The sequence below is a fragment of the Pseudomonas oryzihabitans genome (genome assembly GCF_014522265.1).
GTDB lineage: Bacteria > Pseudomonadota > Gammaproteobacteria > Pseudomonadales > Pseudomonadaceae > Chryseomonas > Chryseomonas aestiva.
In genome coordinates this window covers 38,788-51,822 of sequence record NZ_CP017024.1, presented here as the reverse complement: position 1 = coordinate 51,822, position 13,035 = coordinate 38,788, and the positions used below count along the sequence as shown (strand labels likewise).

At 68.4% G+C, this 13,035-nt stretch carries 13 protein-coding genes and 1 pseudogene; 9 read left to right on the top strand and 5 right to left on the bottom strand.

The genetic code is table 11. The features are described from left to right. The 3 genes from BGI51_RS00260 to BGI51_RS00250 are packed head-to-tail and all read left to right on the top strand — an operon-like array spanning position 1 to position 2,173. Positions 1-438, top strand: coding sequence for a hotdog fold thioesterase (locus BGI51_RS00260; RefSeq protein WP_187979950.1), 438 nt, complete (start codon positions 1-3; stop codon positions 436-438). 37 nt (positions 439-475) lie between these two features. Next, entirely contained in the window at positions 476-1,357 is an 882-nt protein-coding gene (locus BGI51_RS00255) for an alpha/beta fold hydrolase (protein ID WP_187979949.1), read from the top strand. A 6-nt stretch (positions 1,358-1,363) separates the two neighbouring features. Further along, positions 1,364-2,173, top strand: a complete 810-nt coding sequence (locus tag BGI51_RS00250) for a DUF4892 domain-containing protein (RefSeq protein ID WP_187979948.1) — start codon at positions 1,364-1,366, stop codon at positions 2,171-2,173. Here the strand turns inward: BGI51_RS00250 and BGI51_RS00245 are convergent. After that, positions 2,170-3,360, bottom strand: coding sequence for a CynX/NimT family MFS transporter (locus tag BGI51_RS00245; protein WP_252977177.1), 1,191 nt, complete (start codon positions 3,358-3,360; stop codon positions 2,170-2,172). The genes BGI51_RS00250 and BGI51_RS00245 overlap by 4 nt on opposite strands. 343 nt (positions 3,361-3,703) lie before the next feature. On the opposite strand from BGI51_RS00245, the gene selD reads away from it, so the two are divergent. The 5 genes and pseudogenes from selD to BGI51_RS23915 all read left to right on the top strand — a co-directional run bounded on the left by selD (position 3,704) and on the right by BGI51_RS23915 (position 8,308). Then, positions 3,704-4,738: a selenide, water dikinase SelD gene (gene selD, locus BGI51_RS00240; RefSeq protein WP_187979947.1), complete on the top strand. Its 1,035-nt coding sequence runs from the start codon at positions 3,704-3,706 to the stop codon at positions 4,736-4,738. After that, positions 4,738-5,838 carry a tRNA 2-selenouridine(34) synthase MnmH gene (gene mnmH / locus BGI51_RS00235; protein ID WP_187979946.1) on the top strand — a complete coding sequence of 367 codons (1,101 nt, stop codon included), beginning with the start codon at positions 4,738-4,740 and terminating at the stop codon, positions 5,836-5,838. The genes selD and mnmH overlap by 1 nt, the downstream gene beginning before the upstream one ends. 78 nt (positions 5,839-5,916) lie before the next feature. Further along, positions 5,917-6,207 (top strand): hypothetical protein, encoded by a 291-nt coding sequence (locus BGI51_RS00230; protein WP_133862481.1) that lies wholly within the window; start codon positions 5,917-5,919, stop codon positions 6,205-6,207. A gap of 148 nt (positions 6,208-6,355) precedes the next feature. After that, positions 6,356-7,423 (top strand): annotated as a pseudogene (locus BGI51_RS23920) (HAMP domain-containing protein); the annotation flags it as partial. 21 nt (positions 7,424-7,444) lie between these two features. Then, entirely contained in the window at positions 7,445-8,308 is an 864-nt protein-coding gene (locus tag BGI51_RS23915) for a methyl-accepting chemotaxis protein (RefSeq protein WP_372241636.1), read from the top strand. A 9-nt stretch (positions 8,309-8,317) separates the two neighbouring features. Here BGI51_RS23915 and BGI51_RS00220 read toward each other — a convergent pair whose 3' ends face one another. The 4 genes from BGI51_RS00220 to BGI51_RS00205 are packed head-to-tail and all read right to left on the bottom strand — an operon-like array spanning position 8,318 to position 11,792. Then, positions 8,318-9,052, bottom strand: a complete 735-nt coding sequence (locus tag BGI51_RS00220; RefSeq protein WP_187979944.1) for a YciK family oxidoreductase — start codon at positions 9,050-9,052, stop codon at positions 8,318-8,320. Positions 9,053-9,060: 8 nt separating this feature from the next. Next, positions 9,061-9,732 (bottom strand): N-acetylmuramic acid 6-phosphate phosphatase MupP, encoded by a 672-nt coding sequence (gene mupP, locus BGI51_RS00215; RefSeq protein ID WP_187979943.1) that lies wholly within the window; start codon positions 9,730-9,732, stop codon positions 9,061-9,063. A 3-nt stretch (positions 9,733-9,735) separates the two neighbouring features. Continuing rightward, positions 9,736-10,434, bottom strand: coding sequence for a bifunctional 2-polyprenyl-6-hydroxyphenol methylase/3-demethylubiquinol 3-O-methyltransferase UbiG (ubiG, locus tag BGI51_RS00210; protein WP_007160470.1), 699 nt, complete (start codon positions 10,432-10,434; stop codon positions 9,736-9,738). A gap of 32 nt (positions 10,435-10,466) precedes the next feature. Beyond that, positions 10,467-11,792 carry a TRZ/ATZ family hydrolase gene (locus BGI51_RS00205; protein ID WP_187979942.1) on the bottom strand — a complete coding sequence of 442 codons (1,326 nt, stop codon included), beginning with the start codon at positions 11,790-11,792 and terminating at the stop codon, positions 10,467-10,469. Between the two features lie 118 nt (positions 11,793-11,910). On the opposite strand from BGI51_RS00205, the gene mtnA reads away from it, so the two are divergent. After that, positions 11,911-12,984, top strand: coding sequence for an S-methyl-5-thioribose-1-phosphate isomerase (gene mtnA / locus BGI51_RS00200; RefSeq protein ID WP_187979941.1), 1,074 nt, complete (start codon positions 11,911-11,913; stop codon positions 12,982-12,984). Positions 12,985-13,035 lie beyond the last annotated feature (51 nt).

Here is a 13,035-nt window from a genome sequence, read left to right as displayed (position 1 = left end):
ATGAGCATCTGGCAGACCCTTCCGGATCCCGCGGACCTCGAGCGTGCGCTCGAGAACACCCTGGCCGAACACCTGGACATGCGCATCGAGGCCTGGGACGACAGCAGCCTGACCGCCAGCATGGTGGTCGACCGCCGTACTCATCAGCCGATGGGGCTGCTGCATGGCGGCGCCTCGGTGGCCCTGGCGGAAACCGTGGGCTCGATCGCCAGCATGCTCTGCGTGGATCGCTCGCGCTTCTATTGCGTGGGTCAGGAAATCAATGCCAACCACCTGCGCGGCGTCCGGTCCGGGCGGGTGACGGCGGTGGCCCGGCCCCTGCATCTGGGGCGCAGCAGCCATGTCTGGGATATCCGTCTGAGCGATGAGGAGGGACGCCTGACCTGCGTCTCGCGCCTGACCGTGGCCGTGGTGCCGTTGCAACGGGACGCCTCCTAGCCATGACCAGCGTCTGGCTGGCAGGGGAGGCCAGCGCATGACCGCCCAGGTGCAGGAGTTGCGCCTGGAGCTGCCCCATATCGAGCTGAGCGCCCGGGTGTTCGGTCCGGAAAACGGCTATCCGGTGCTGGCGCTGCATGGCTGGCTCGACAATGCCATGACCTTCGCCCAGCTCGCCCCGCGGCTGCACGGTCTGCGCATCGTCGCGCTGGACCTGCCCGGACATGGCCTGTCGGCACATCGCCCCGCGGGCGTCGGCTATGCCATTCAGGACTATGGGCTGGATGTGCTCGCCGCCGCCCGGCAACTGGGCTGGGACCGCTTCGGCCTGCTCGGGCATTCCATGGGGGCCATCGTTGGCGTCATCGCCGCCGCCGCCCTGCCGGAGCAGATCGAGCGCCTGGCGCTGATCGATGGCCTGCTGCCCTACACCACGCCGGCGGAGGAGGTCGCCGAGAAGCTGGGCAGGGCCCTGCTCGCCGAACTGGAAGTGCCCAATCGGCGCAAGCCGGTCTACGCCACAGTGGAAGACGCCGTGGCGGCGCGGTTGAAGGGCGCCCTCACGGTCAGTCGCGAAGCCGCCGAGTTGCTCGCCGAGCGCGGCCTGATGGCGGTGCCCGGCGGCTACACCTGGCGCTCCGATCCGCGCTTGCGCCTGCCGAGCCGGATCCGCTTCACGCCGGAACAGGCCGCCGCCTGCCTGGGCGCCGTCCGCTGCCCGACGGCGCTGGTGGTGGCCACGGGCGGCCTGGTGGCGCCCCATGCCGAGGCCATGTGCCTGGCACGGCAGCAGCCGAATGTCCGTCTCCATGAACTGCCGGGCGGGCACCATCTGCATCTGGACGATGCCGCGGGCGCCCAGGCCGTCGCAGATTGTTTCAATGCCTTCTTTGCCGCCGGCACCGGGCACGACGAATAATGCGGCATGCCTAGCCGTCCGTTTTGCCCGCGCTTTTCCTCCGTTCGACGCTCTCTGCTGATCGGCCTGCTGTTGTCCACCGGGATGGCGCAGGCGGAGGTATTGCCGGAGATCGCGCCCATGGATCACGCCCAGCTCGTGCGCGAAAGCGGACCGGCCAGCGCCGAACGCCTCTATCCGCTGGGGCCGGCCAGTCGCATCGGCGGTCGCCTGCGCCTGGAGGATTCTTTGCAGGTAGAGGGCGAACTCCAGACCCAGACCTTCGAACTGGCCAGCGGTCATCCGCCGCTGGCACGGTTGGACAGCGAACGGCAGCGCCTGCAGCAGCAGGGCGCGACGCTGCTCTACTGGTGCGAGGGGCGTGATTGCGGCGCCAGCAGTGTCATCGCCAACAGCCTGTTGGGCGAGGCCATGCTCTATGGGCCGGATGATCAGCAGGGGCTGCTGGTGCTGCAACTGGCGGAGCCGCAGACGGTGCTGACCCTCTATGGCATCACCCGTGGCAATCGTCGCGGCTACCTGCATGCCGAACGGCTGCAGGCCGGCCAGCCCCTGCCTGAGCTGTTGCCGAGCGCTGCCACCCTGCTCAAGGAATTGCAGCGCGACGGCCAGCTGCTCTTGTCCGCCCTGGAGCGGGCGCCAGAGCAACCCTGGATCGCCCGCCTCGCGGCGGCCCTGGCGCTCAATGGCGATGTGGCGGTGACCCTCGGCGGCGACCAGGCCACAGCCTGGCAGAGCGCCCTGCGCGAGGCGGGAATCCGCGAGCCGCGGCTGCAGACCGAAGCCGATCGGGCCGCCGGGCTCTATCGCCGCTAGACGTCGTTGACGTAGCGGGTGCGCCCGGCGCCCAGGCCGAACAGCGTGGCCAGCACGGCGATCAGGGTAAAGAGCACGCCCATGGGCGCCCAGCCGTGGGTGGCGTCGTGGATGATGCCCACCAGCAGCGGACCGAGCGAGGCCAGGCTGTAGCCTGCGCCCTGAGCCATGCCCGACAGCCGCCCGGCGGTTTCCGCATCCCGCGAGCGCAGCACCAGCAGGGCGAGGGCCAGGCTGAAGGTGCCGCCCTGGCCCAGGCCGAGGATCACCGCGCACAGCCAGAGACTGCCGACGGGGGCGTACAGGCAGCCGAGCAAGCCGGCGAGGGTCAGACTCATCACCACCACGATGGCCAGGCGCTGGTCCTGGCCGCGGGTCGCCAGCCAGGGGGCGGTGAGGGCGCTGACCAGCTGGGTCATCACCGAGCCCGACAACATCAGGCCGGCCTGCACCATGCCCAGGCCGCGATCCATCAGCAGGGTCGGCAGCCAGCCGAAGACGATATAGGCCAGCGACGACTGCAAGCCCATGTAGAGGGTGATCTGCCAGGCCAGCCGATTGCGCCACAGCGAACCCCCAGCACCCCGCGCCGGTGCGGTCGTGGGCGCCTGGCGCAGCTGTGGCAGCCACACCAGCAGCGCGATCACGGCGACCAATGCCCAGGCGGCGAGGGCGGGCTGCCAGTGGCCGTCGAAGGCTTCGGCAAGGGGCGCGGTGGCCCCGGCGGCCACGGCGGCGCCAATGCACAGCATCATGGTGTAGAGCCCCATCAACTGGCCGGCCTGGGCGGGAAAGTCGCGCTTGACCAGGGCCGGCAGCAGTACGCCAAGGATGCCGATGCAGGCGCCGGCGATCAGGCTGCCGAGAAACAGCCCAAGGGGCGGCAGCAGGCTGCGCAGGACGATGCCACAGGCGAGCAGCGCCAGGATGGCGCCCAGGGTGCGTTCGCTGCCCCAGCGGCGCGCCAGGCGCGGAGCCAGGGGCGCAAACAGCCCCAGGCAGAGCACCGGCAGGGTGGTGAGCAGGCCGATGGCACTGCTGGACAGGCCCGTGCTGGCCTCGATCTGCCGCAGCAGGGGCGCCAGGCTGGAGAGGGCCGGGCGCAGGTTGAGGGCAATGAGCATGAGGCTGGCGAGCAACAGGCCGCGTTGCCAGGGCGTGAGATGGGAAGTCGCTGAGGAAGACATGAGCACTGCTATGACCGGGGAAACCGCCAATGCTAGCGTACCCGGGCCATAACGCACGGCGCTTCCATTCGCTACCCTGCAACGGGAAAAAATAGTTGGCGGACCGGCTAAAAAATCGCCAGTTCGTCAATCGCCGCACCGCCGCTCGCTTGTCCGGGGTCAGCTGGAGGTTTTCCACGAGGTTATCCACAGCAACTGTGGATTACCCTCGGAAAACAGCCCTTTTGCTTTGGCGGGCGATCTGTTAAGCGCGGCCGGTGCCCGCCAGCAGATGGGCATTTGCTACTATTAAGCCCCTTCGCGCTGCCTGTCGAACCAGCGCCACCGCTGAACCGGAGTAACCATGACCGATCCCATTCGCCTCACCCAATACAGCCACGGTGCCGGTTGTGGCTGCAAGATCGCCCCCAAGACCCTGGAGACCATCCTGGCCGGCAGCGGCGCCCAGCACCTGGATCCACGGCTGTGGGTGGGCAATGCCTCGCGCGACGACGCGGCGGTCTATGGCCTGGATGACGAGCGCGGGGTGGTCTCCACCACCGATTTCTTCATGCCCATCGTCGATGACCCCTTCGATTTCGGCCGCATCGCCGCCACCAATGCCATCAGCGACATCTACGCCATGGGTGGCGATCCGCTGCTGGCCATCGCCATTCTCGGCTGGCCGGTCAACGTGCTGCCGCCGGAAGTGGCGCGCGAGGTCATCGCCGGTGGGCGGCGGGTCTGCGACGAGGCCGGCATTCCCCTGGCCGGCGGTCATTCCATCGACGCCCCCGAGCCGATCTTCGGCCTGGCCGTCACCGGGATCGTGGAAAAGCGCCACCTCAAGCGCAACGACACCGCGACCCTGGGCAGCCGCCTCTATCTGACCAAGCCGCTGGGCATCGGCATCCTCACCACCGCCGAGAAGCGCGCCCTGCTGCGGCCCGAGGATCGCCATCTGGCGCGCGACACCATGTGCCAGCTCAATCGTCCTGGCAGTCGCTTCGGTCGCCTGGCCGGGGTCACGGCGATGACCGACGTCACCGGCTTCGGCCTGCTCGGCCACCTGGTGGAGATGGCCGACGGCAGTGGCCTCACCGCCGAACTCGACTTCGCTGCCATCCCCCGCCTCGAAGGGGTGGAGTTCTACCTCCAGCAGGGCTGCGTGCCCGGCGGGACCGAGCGCAACTTCGACAGCTACGGCAGCCGCATCGCCCCGCTGGCCGAAAGCCGCCGCCAACTGCTGTGCGATCCCCAGACCAGCGGCGGCCTGCTGGTGGCCGTGGCGCCCGAGGGCGAGGCGGAATTTCTCGCCGTCGCCGCGGAACTGGGCCTGGCCCTGCAACCCATAGGGCAACTGGTGGACCGACGCACCCATGCGGTCGAGGTGGCCTGATGAGCCAGCGTGAGGATGCCCGCGACCTGCAGGCGCTGTTCCTGAGCGATATTCCCCTGGTCGATGTCCGCGCCCCCGTGGAGTTCGGCAAGGGCGCCTTTCCCCAGGCGACCAATCTGCCGCTGATGAATGACCTGGAACGCCAGCGCGTCGGTACCCGTTACAAGCAGCAGGGTCAGCAGGCGGCGCTGCAGCTGGGTCATCAGCTGGTGTCCGGGACAGTGAAGGAGGCGCGCATCCAGGCCTGGGCCGACTTCGCCCAGGCGCATCCCGAGGGCTATCTCTATTGCTTCCGTGGCGGCTTGCGCTCGCAGATCAGCCAGGAATGGCTGCGCAGCGAAGCCGGCATCGCCTATCCACGGGTGGTGGGCGGCTACAAGGCCATGCGCACCTTCCTCATCGACACGCTGCAGCGGGCGCTCGCCGAATGCGCCTTCGTGGTGGTGGGCGGCATGACCGGCACTGGCAAGACGGAGGTGGTGGCCCAGCTCGACAACGCCGTCGATCTCGAAGGCCACGCCAACCACCGGGGCTCCAGTTTCGGCAAGCGCGCCACGCCGCAGCCGGGGCAGATCGATTTCGAGAACAGCCTGGCCATCGACCTGCTGCGGCGTCGCCATGCGGGGCAGGCGCAATTCGTGCTGGAAGACGAGTCGCGCCTGGTCGGTCGCTGCTCCCTGCCACTGGAATTGCACCAGGGCATGCAGCAGTACCCCTTGGTCTGGCTGGAGGACAGCCGGGAAAACCGCATCGAGCGCATCCTGCGCGACTATGTCATCGACCTGGCGGCGGAATTCATCGGCCTGCACGGCCCCGAGCAGGGCTTCGCGCTGTTCGCCGAGCAGTTGCGCAAGAGTCTTTCCGGTATCGCCAAGCGTCTGGGCGGGGAACGCTTCCAGCGCCTGTCGGCCATTCTTGAAGAGGCCCTGGCGGAGCAGGAGCGCTCGGGCGACGTCGCGGTCCATCGTGGCTGGATCGAGGGACTGCTGGCGGAATACTACGACCCCATGTACGCCTATCAGCGCGAGAGCAAGGCCTCCCGGGTGATCTTCAGTGGCGATCAGGCCGCCGTGGTCGAATTTCTGCGCGACCGGCGCTGAACAGCCTCCGCGCTTGGCGGTCTACGCTGCGGTTATCCGGCCGTTCCGGCCGGCTGCCGGTCGCAAGGAGACAAAGAGATGAAAGCGAAACTGGTTCCTGTTCTGGCCGCCACCCTGGCTGCCGTGGTACTCGCAGGGTGCTCGGGCAAGGTGGTCAATCGCGATAGCTGCGCCGCCCAGACCCGTTCCGCCTGGCAGGAGCTTGACCTGGCCAAGGCCGAAGGCTTTTCCGGTACGGTGAGCTATTCCAAGGCGCTGGCGCTGCTGTCCACCGCCAAGACGCAACAGCAGGTCGAGGCCTACACCGGCTGCGTGAAGAATGCCGAAAAGGCGAGCTTCTATATTCGCGAGTCCCGCGCCGGTCGTTGATCGGTCGTGCGGCTGGCAAACGGCCGCCATCCAAAGCGACGTCGGCATAACCGCGTGCGACGGATAGCCGTCCGTTAGCCCCCAGCCCCTCAAGAATCGGCTTCTGCGGACGACAGCGTCGGTAGAACTCATTCCGTTGGGGTGCCGTATGAAAGGGATTGCCCGCTATCGCCTGGCCAATTGGCGAACCGCGACCAAACTGGCCGTGGGCTTTGGCCTGGTGCTGCTGCTGACCCTGGTGGTGGCCTTGCAGGGCGGGCTCGCGCTCAAGGACGTGGAACATCGCTTCGGTTTCCTGCGCGACATGGCCGCGATCAACCGGCAGGTGATGCAGGTCCGCGCCCTGGAGCAGGGTTTTCGCCTCAGCGGCGAGGCCACCCAGGCCGAGCACCTGCGGCAGGCGCTGCCGGCGGTACTCGATCACCTGGGGCAGCTCGCGACCGAGGTGGGCAGTGCCAACGCGGCCGATATCGACGCCGCCCGCGCGGCCGCCCAGGCCTATGGCGCCGCCTTCGCCGACTATGAGCGCCTCAACACCTCACGCCGTCTAGCGATGGAAGGGGCGGCCTTCCTCGTGGAGGGCGCGGCCAACAGCCTGGACATCCTTCAGTCCGGCCTGCTGGATGACGGCGCCTATGCCCTCAAGGACTCCGGTGGCAAGCAGGGCGCCGAACTCCTGACCCTGTCGCAACAGGTCGGCGAACTCTATCGCCTGATGCTCAAGAGCCTCGACGAAGCCCAGGCGCGGGCGAGCAAGAGCACGGTGGACGATCAGCCGCTGCCGTCGGCCAGTGCCGCATTGGAGCTGTTGGCCAAGGTAGAGCCGCAACTGAGCGATCCGGCCTATTCCTCGGTCATCCAGGATGTCTCCACCAACATCAAGGAATTCATCCGCCGCCTGGGCGACTATGCCGCCGCCCTGGCCCAGGAGCAGGCCGCCGGCGCGCGCATGACCAGCCTGGCCGAGACCGCCGTGCAGCGAGTCGATGCCCTCTACGGCCAACAGGAAGTCGAACTGCAGGCGATGATGACCAAGCGCCTGCTGACCATCGGTGGCGTGGCCCTGCTGGCACTGATCGTCGGCACCCTGGCCGCGCTGATCATCACCCTGGCCATCGTCCGGCCGCTGCGCAAGGTGATCGCCGCTGCCGAACGCATCGCCCAGGGTCAGCTGGACGTCGAATTGACGGTGGATCGGGGCGACGAGATCGGCCAGTTGCAGAGATCCAGCGCCAGCATGGTGGCGGCACTGCGCGGCATGGTCTTGCAGTTGCAGAGCGGTATCGGCCGACTCGGCCAGTCCGCGGCCGCCCTGGCCGAGCAGGCGCGCGAGGCGCAGCTGGGCGTGACCCGCCAGCGGGAGGAAACCGATCAGGTGGCCGCGGCCATGGCCGAACTGGCCGCCACGGCCCAGGGGGTCGCCGCGGACGCCGAGGCCGCTGCCGGTGCCGGCGATCAGGCCGAACGCCAGGTCAGCGATGGCCAGGCGGTGATCGGCCGCAGCCTGGCCGGTATCGAGACCCTGGGGGTGGACGTTCGCGCCGCTGCCGAGCGGCTCCAGGGCGTGTCCCACGACAGCCAGGCGATCAGCAGCGTGCTCGACGTGATCAAGGCGGTGGCCGAGCAGACCAATCTGCTGGCGCTCAACGCGGCCATCGAGGCGGCGCGCGCCGGGGAACAGGGTCGCGGCTTCGCCGTGGTCGCCGACGAGGTCCGCGCCCTGGCGCGCCGTACCCAGCAGTCGAGCGTCGAGATCGAACAACTCATCGTGGTGCTGCAGAAGGGCAGTGGCGAGGCGGTCGCGCGGATGCAGCAGAGCGAGACCCTGCTGGCCGGGACCCTGGGCAGTGCCGGTGACACGCGGCGCGCCTTTGCCGGTATCGCCACGGCGGTGGCCAGCATCCAGCAGAAGAACCAGCAGATCGCCGCGGCGGCGGTCCAGCAGCGTGGGGTGGCCGAAGAGGTCGCGGTCAATGTGACGCGCATTCGCGACGGCGCCGATCAATCCAGTCAGGCGATGGCGGCGACGGCCTCGGCCAGCCGCGAGCTGGCCGAGCTGGGTGACGAACTCTCGCGCCTGGTGCAGCGCTTCCACGTCTGACCGGCGCTGTTACTGAGCGTTGAGCGCCTGGCCGGTAGTGCCCTGGCTGGCCGGGCCAAGCAGATAGAGATAGACCGGCAGGATGGCGTCCGCCGCAGGCACCCGGGCCGGGTCCTCCTCGGGATAGGCCGCCGCGCGCATGGCGGTACGGGTACCGCCCGGGTTGACGCTGTTGACCCGGATACCGGCTTCTCCAAGCTCCTCGGCCCAGACCTGCATCAGGCCCTCGGTGGCGAATTTGGACACCGAATAGGCGCCCCAGCCAGCCCGGCCCTTGCGACCGACACTGCTGGAGGTGAAGATCACCGAGGCCTCACCGGCCGCCTTGAGCAGGGGCAGCAGGGTCTGGGTCAGGGCGAAGCCGGCCTGGACATTGACCTGCAGCACCTGCGCCAGGGCCGTGGCGGGCGTCTGCTCCAGCAGTACCCGCGGCCCCAGCAGGCCGGCGTTGTGCACCAGTCCATTCAGACGACCATGACGTCGCTGCAAGCGCTCAGCGACGGCAGCATAGGCCGCCGCATCGGCCTGTTCGAGATCCAGCACCAGGGGCTCGGCCCGGCCGCCGCCGGCCTGGATCTCCTGGCACACCTGATCCAGCGCCGCGGCATCGCGGCCCTGGAGAATGAGGGTCGCGCCCAGGGCGGCGCAGCCCTTGGCCAGGGCGGCGCCGATGCCGCGACTGGCGCCGGTGACGAGGATGATACGGTCTTTGAGCAGCTCGGCCGGAGCCTGGTAGTCGAACATCTGAACCCCTAGCAGCCGCACAGTGCGCGATCGAGCAGCGCACGCAATTCCAGCGGATGGTCGATGATGGCGTCGGCACCCCAGTGCTCGGGGTGGTCGTCCGGATGGATGTAGCCGTAGCGCGCCGCCACCGTCTTGCTGCCGGCGGCGCGGCCCGACTCGATGTCGCGCAGGTCGTCGCCGATGAACAGGGCGGTCTGGGGATCGACATCCAGTTGCCGGCAGGCCAGCACCACCATCTCCGGGTCCGGCTTGCTGTGCGTGACGTGGTCCGGGCAGACCAGGCAGGCCGAGCGCTCGGCCAGGCCCAGGCGCTGCATGATGGGCTCGGCGAAGCGCACCGGCTTGTTGGTCACCACGCCCCAGCGCAGCCGGGCGGCGTCGAGATCGCGCAGGATCTCCTGCATGCCGTCGAACAGCCGGGTATGGACCGCGCACTGCGTCTGGTAGCGCTCGAGGAATTCCAGGCGCAGCGGTTCGAGTTCGGCGCCCAGCGGATCGACCTCGAAGCCGGCCAGGATCATCGCCTTGGCACCGCCGGAAATGACGCCACGCAGGCGGGCCTCGTCGGCCGCTGCCAGGCCCTGGTCCTGGCGCATGGCCTGGATGATGGCGATGAAATCCGGCGCCGTGTCCAGCAGGGTGCCGTCCATGTCGAAAAGGACCGCTTGCAGACGCATGGCCTAGTCCTCGCGCTGGGTGCGCACCATGTAGTTCACCGTCACGTCGCCTTCCAGCTTGTATCTCTTGGTCAGCGGGTTGTAGGTGAGGCCGATGACGTCACGCAGATTGAGGCCGGCCGCACGCGCCCAGGCCCCCAACTCCGAGGGGCGGATGAACTTGCGAAAATCGTGGGTACCGCGCGGCAGCAGGCGCAGCACGTATTCGGCGCCGACGATGGCGAACAGATAGGCCTTGGGATTGCGGTTGATGGTGGAAAAGAACACCTGACCGCCCGGCTTGACCAGGTCGTGGCAGGCCTTGATCACCGACGAGGGATCCGGCACGTGTTCGAGCATCTCCAGACAGGTCACCACGTCGTAGGTGCCGGCGTGCTTGCGCGCGTGGTCCTCGGTGGTCTCCTGGATGTATTCCACCGGCACGCCGGATTCCAGCTGGTGCAGCCGGGCCACCGCCAGGGGCGCCTCGGCCATGTCGATGCCGGTCACCTGGGCACCACGTTGGGCCATGGCTTCGCTGAGGATGCCGCCACCGCAGCCGACGTCCAGCACCTTCTTGCCGGCTAGGCCGGCGTGCTGGTCTATCCAGTTGACGCGCAGCGGGTTGATGTCGTGCAGCGGCTTGAATTCGCTCTCGCGGTCCCACCAGCGGTAGGCGAGGGCCTCGAACTTGGCGATCTCGGCGTTATCGACATTGGACATGGTGTTCTCCAGAGGCAAGGGAGCGGGGCGCGTCAGGCGCCCTGCTGGATACGGGTGGCCCACTGCTGCGCATTGGCTATGAGTTCGGCCTCGTCCAGGCGCACGAGTTCGCTCTGGCGCAGCAGCGGCACGCCGCCGACCCAGACGTCGCTGACGCGATCGCGGCCGGTGGCGTAGATGAGTTGCGAGACGGGATCATAGAGCGGCTGCTGGGCGAGGCCGCTGAGGTCGACGGCGGTCAGGTCGGCCGCCTTGCCGATCTCCAGCGAGCCCAGGCAGCGCTCCAGGCCCAGGGCGCGGGCGCCGTTCAGGGTGGCCATGCGCAACGCGCGATGGGCATCCAGGGCGGTGGCCGAGCCGGCGACAGCCTTGGCCAGCAGGGCCGCGGTACGGGTCTCGCCGAGCAGGTCGAGGTCGTTGTTGCTGGCCGCGCCGTCGGTGCCGATGGCGACATTGACGCCGGCCTGCCAGAGGCGCTCCACTGGGCAGAAGCCGCTGGCCAGCTTGAGGTTGGACTCGGGACTGTGGATGACGTGGCTGTTGGTTTCGACCAGGTTTTCCAGGTCCTCGTCGTCCACCTGGGTCATATGCACGGCCTGGAAGCGCGGGCCCAGCAGACCGAGGCGCCGTAGCCGGCTGAGCGGCCGTTCGCCGGTCTGCTGCAGGGCCTGCTCCACCTCCAGGGCGGTCTCGTGGACGTGCATCTGGATCGGTGCCTGCAACTGCTCGGCCAGCACCAGGATCTCTTCGAGCTTGGCGTCAGCCACGGTGTAGGGCGCATGAGGACCGAAGGCCACGCTGATGCGCTCGTGCAGCTTCATGTCGTCGAACAGTTCCAGGCCGCGGCGGATCATGTCGTCGGCGGTACGGGCGCCGGGAATCGGGAAATCGAGGATCGGCAGGCAGACCTGGGCGCGCACCCCGGTGCGATGGATCGCCTCGCAAGCCACCTGGGGATAGAAGTACATGTCCGAGAAGCAGGTGATGCCGCCACGGATCTGCTCGGCGATGGCCAGGGTGGTGCCGTCACGGACGAAATCCTCGTCGACCCAGCGGCCTTCGGCGGGCCAGATGTGATCCTGCAGCCAGGTCTGCAGCGGCAGGTCGTCGGCCATGCCGCGAAACAGCGTCATGGCGGCGTGGCCGTGGGCATTGATCATTCCGGGGATCAGCACCTTGCCCGGCAGCTCCAGGGTCTCCTTGGCCGGATGGCGCAAGGCCTCACTGCGCGGGGCGAGCAGGGCGATGCAGCCGTCGCGCACACCCAACGCGTAATCGCGCAGGACCACCCCGGCCGGCTCCACCGGCACGATCCAGCTGGGGAGCAACAAGAGGTCCAGGGGCGCGGGGGTGGGCATCTGCGGCGGTTCCAAGAGGGGCGAGCCGGCAGTATAGCGGTCCTTGCGGCGCTACCGCTAAATCCGCACGCCGATGCCGGTATACTGGCGGGCTACAGATTCAGGTCGAGGAAAGATCATGCGAGAGCGTCTGCTGGCGGCGGAAAAGATCAAGGCGATCGAGTGGCGGGACGGTGCCCTGCACCTGCTCGACCAGCGCCTGTTGCCGCTGCGCGAACACTGGGTCGCCTGTCACGGCGCCGCCGAGGTGGCCCAGGCCATCCGCGACATGCTGGTGAGAGGCGCGCCGGCCATCGGCATCAGCGCCGCCTATGGCGTGGTGCTGGGTGCCCGCCAGCGCGCCGCGGCGGGCGAGGACTGGCAAGCGACCATCAACGCCGACTTCGAACTGCTGGCGGCCTCGCGGCCCACCGCGGTCAACCTGTTCTGGGCGCTCAACCGGATGCGCGAGCGCTTGGCGCGCACCGCGGGGGAGGGTGCCCTGGCGGCGCTGGAAGCCGAGGCGATAGCCATCCACCTGAGCGATCGCGAAGCCAACCTGACCATGGCCCAGCTGGGTGTCGAGCTGATCCGCAAGCACGACGCCAGCAAGCAGACCTTCCTGACCCACTGCAATACCGGCGCCCTGGCCACCGGCGGCTTCGGCACTGCCCTGGGCGTGTTGCGCGCGGCGCACCTGGATGGTCTGGTGGAATGCGTCCACGCCGACGAGACCCGTCCCTGGCTGCAAGGCTCGCGCCTGACCGCCTGGGAACTGGCCGGGGAGGGCATCCCGGTCAGCCTCAACGCCGATGCCGCCGCGGCGCACCTGATGAAGACGCGCAACGTCGCCTGGGTGATCGTCGGCGCCGATCGCATCACCGCCAATGGCGACGTGGCCAACAAGATCGGCACCTACAACCTGGCGGTCATCGCCATGCACCACGGGGTGCGCTTCATGGTGGTGGCGCCCAGCTCCACCATCGACATGAATCTGGCCTCGGGCGACGACATCCCCATCGAGGAGCGCGCCGGTCACGAGCTGCTGGAAGCCGGTGGCCAACGGATCGCCGCCGAGGTCGACGCCTTCAACCCGGTATTCGACGTCACCCCGGCCGACCTCATCGACGCCATCGTCACCGAGCGCGGTGTGGTGGAGCGTCCGGACGCGAAGAAGATGGCCGAGCTGATGAATCGTCGACGCCTGCATTGAGGTGATCGCCAGGGGCGGATACCTCCCTGAATGTGTTAGAATTTCGCTCTT

Excerpts from the sequence above, each read along its gene's own strand:
- mnmH (WP_187979946.1), top strand. The coding sequence starts at position 4,738 with ATGAGCCAGCGTGAGGATGCCCGCGACCTGCAGGCGCTGTTCCTGAGC.
- BGI51_RS00260 (WP_187979950.1), top strand. The coding sequence starts at position 1 with ATGAGCATCTGGCAGACCCTTCCGGATCCCGCGGACCTCGAGCGTGCG.
- mtnA (WP_187979941.1), top strand. The coding sequence starts at position 11,911 with ATGCGAGAGCGTCTGCTGGCGGCGGAAAAGATCAAGGCGATCGAGTGG.
- BGI51_RS00245 (WP_252977177.1), bottom strand. The coding sequence starts at position 3,360 with ATGTCTTCCTCAGCGACTTCCCATCTCACGCCCTGGCAACGCGGCCTG.
- BGI51_RS00205 (WP_187979942.1), bottom strand. The coding sequence starts at position 11,792 with ATGCCCACCCCCGCGCCCCTGGACCTCTTGTTGCTCCCCAGCTGGATC.
- selD (WP_187979947.1), top strand. The coding sequence starts at position 3,704 with ATGACCGATCCCATTCGCCTCACCCAATACAGCCACGGTGCCGGTTGT.
- BGI51_RS23915 (WP_372241636.1), top strand. The coding sequence starts at position 7,445 with ATGGTGGCGGCACTGCGCGGCATGGTCTTGCAGTTGCAGAGCGGTATC.
- ubiG (WP_007160470.1), bottom strand. The coding sequence starts at position 10,434 with ATGTCCAATGTCGATAACGCCGAGATCGCCAAGTTCGAGGCCCTCGCC.
- BGI51_RS00250 (WP_187979948.1), top strand. The coding sequence starts at position 1,364 with ATGCCTAGCCGTCCGTTTTGCCCGCGCTTTTCCTCCGTTCGACGCTCT.
- BGI51_RS00255 (WP_187979949.1), top strand. The coding sequence starts at position 476 with ATGACCGCCCAGGTGCAGGAGTTGCGCCTGGAGCTGCCCCATATCGAG.
- mupP (WP_187979943.1), bottom strand. The coding sequence starts at position 9,732 with ATGCGTCTGCAAGCGGTCCTTTTCGACATGGACGGCACCCTGCTGGAC.
- BGI51_RS00230 (WP_133862481.1), top strand. The coding sequence starts at position 5,917 with ATGAAAGCGAAACTGGTTCCTGTTCTGGCCGCCACCCTGGCTGCCGTG.
- BGI51_RS00220 (WP_187979944.1), bottom strand. The coding sequence starts at position 9,052 with ATGTTCGACTACCAGGCTCCGGCCGAGCTGCTCAAAGACCGTATCATC.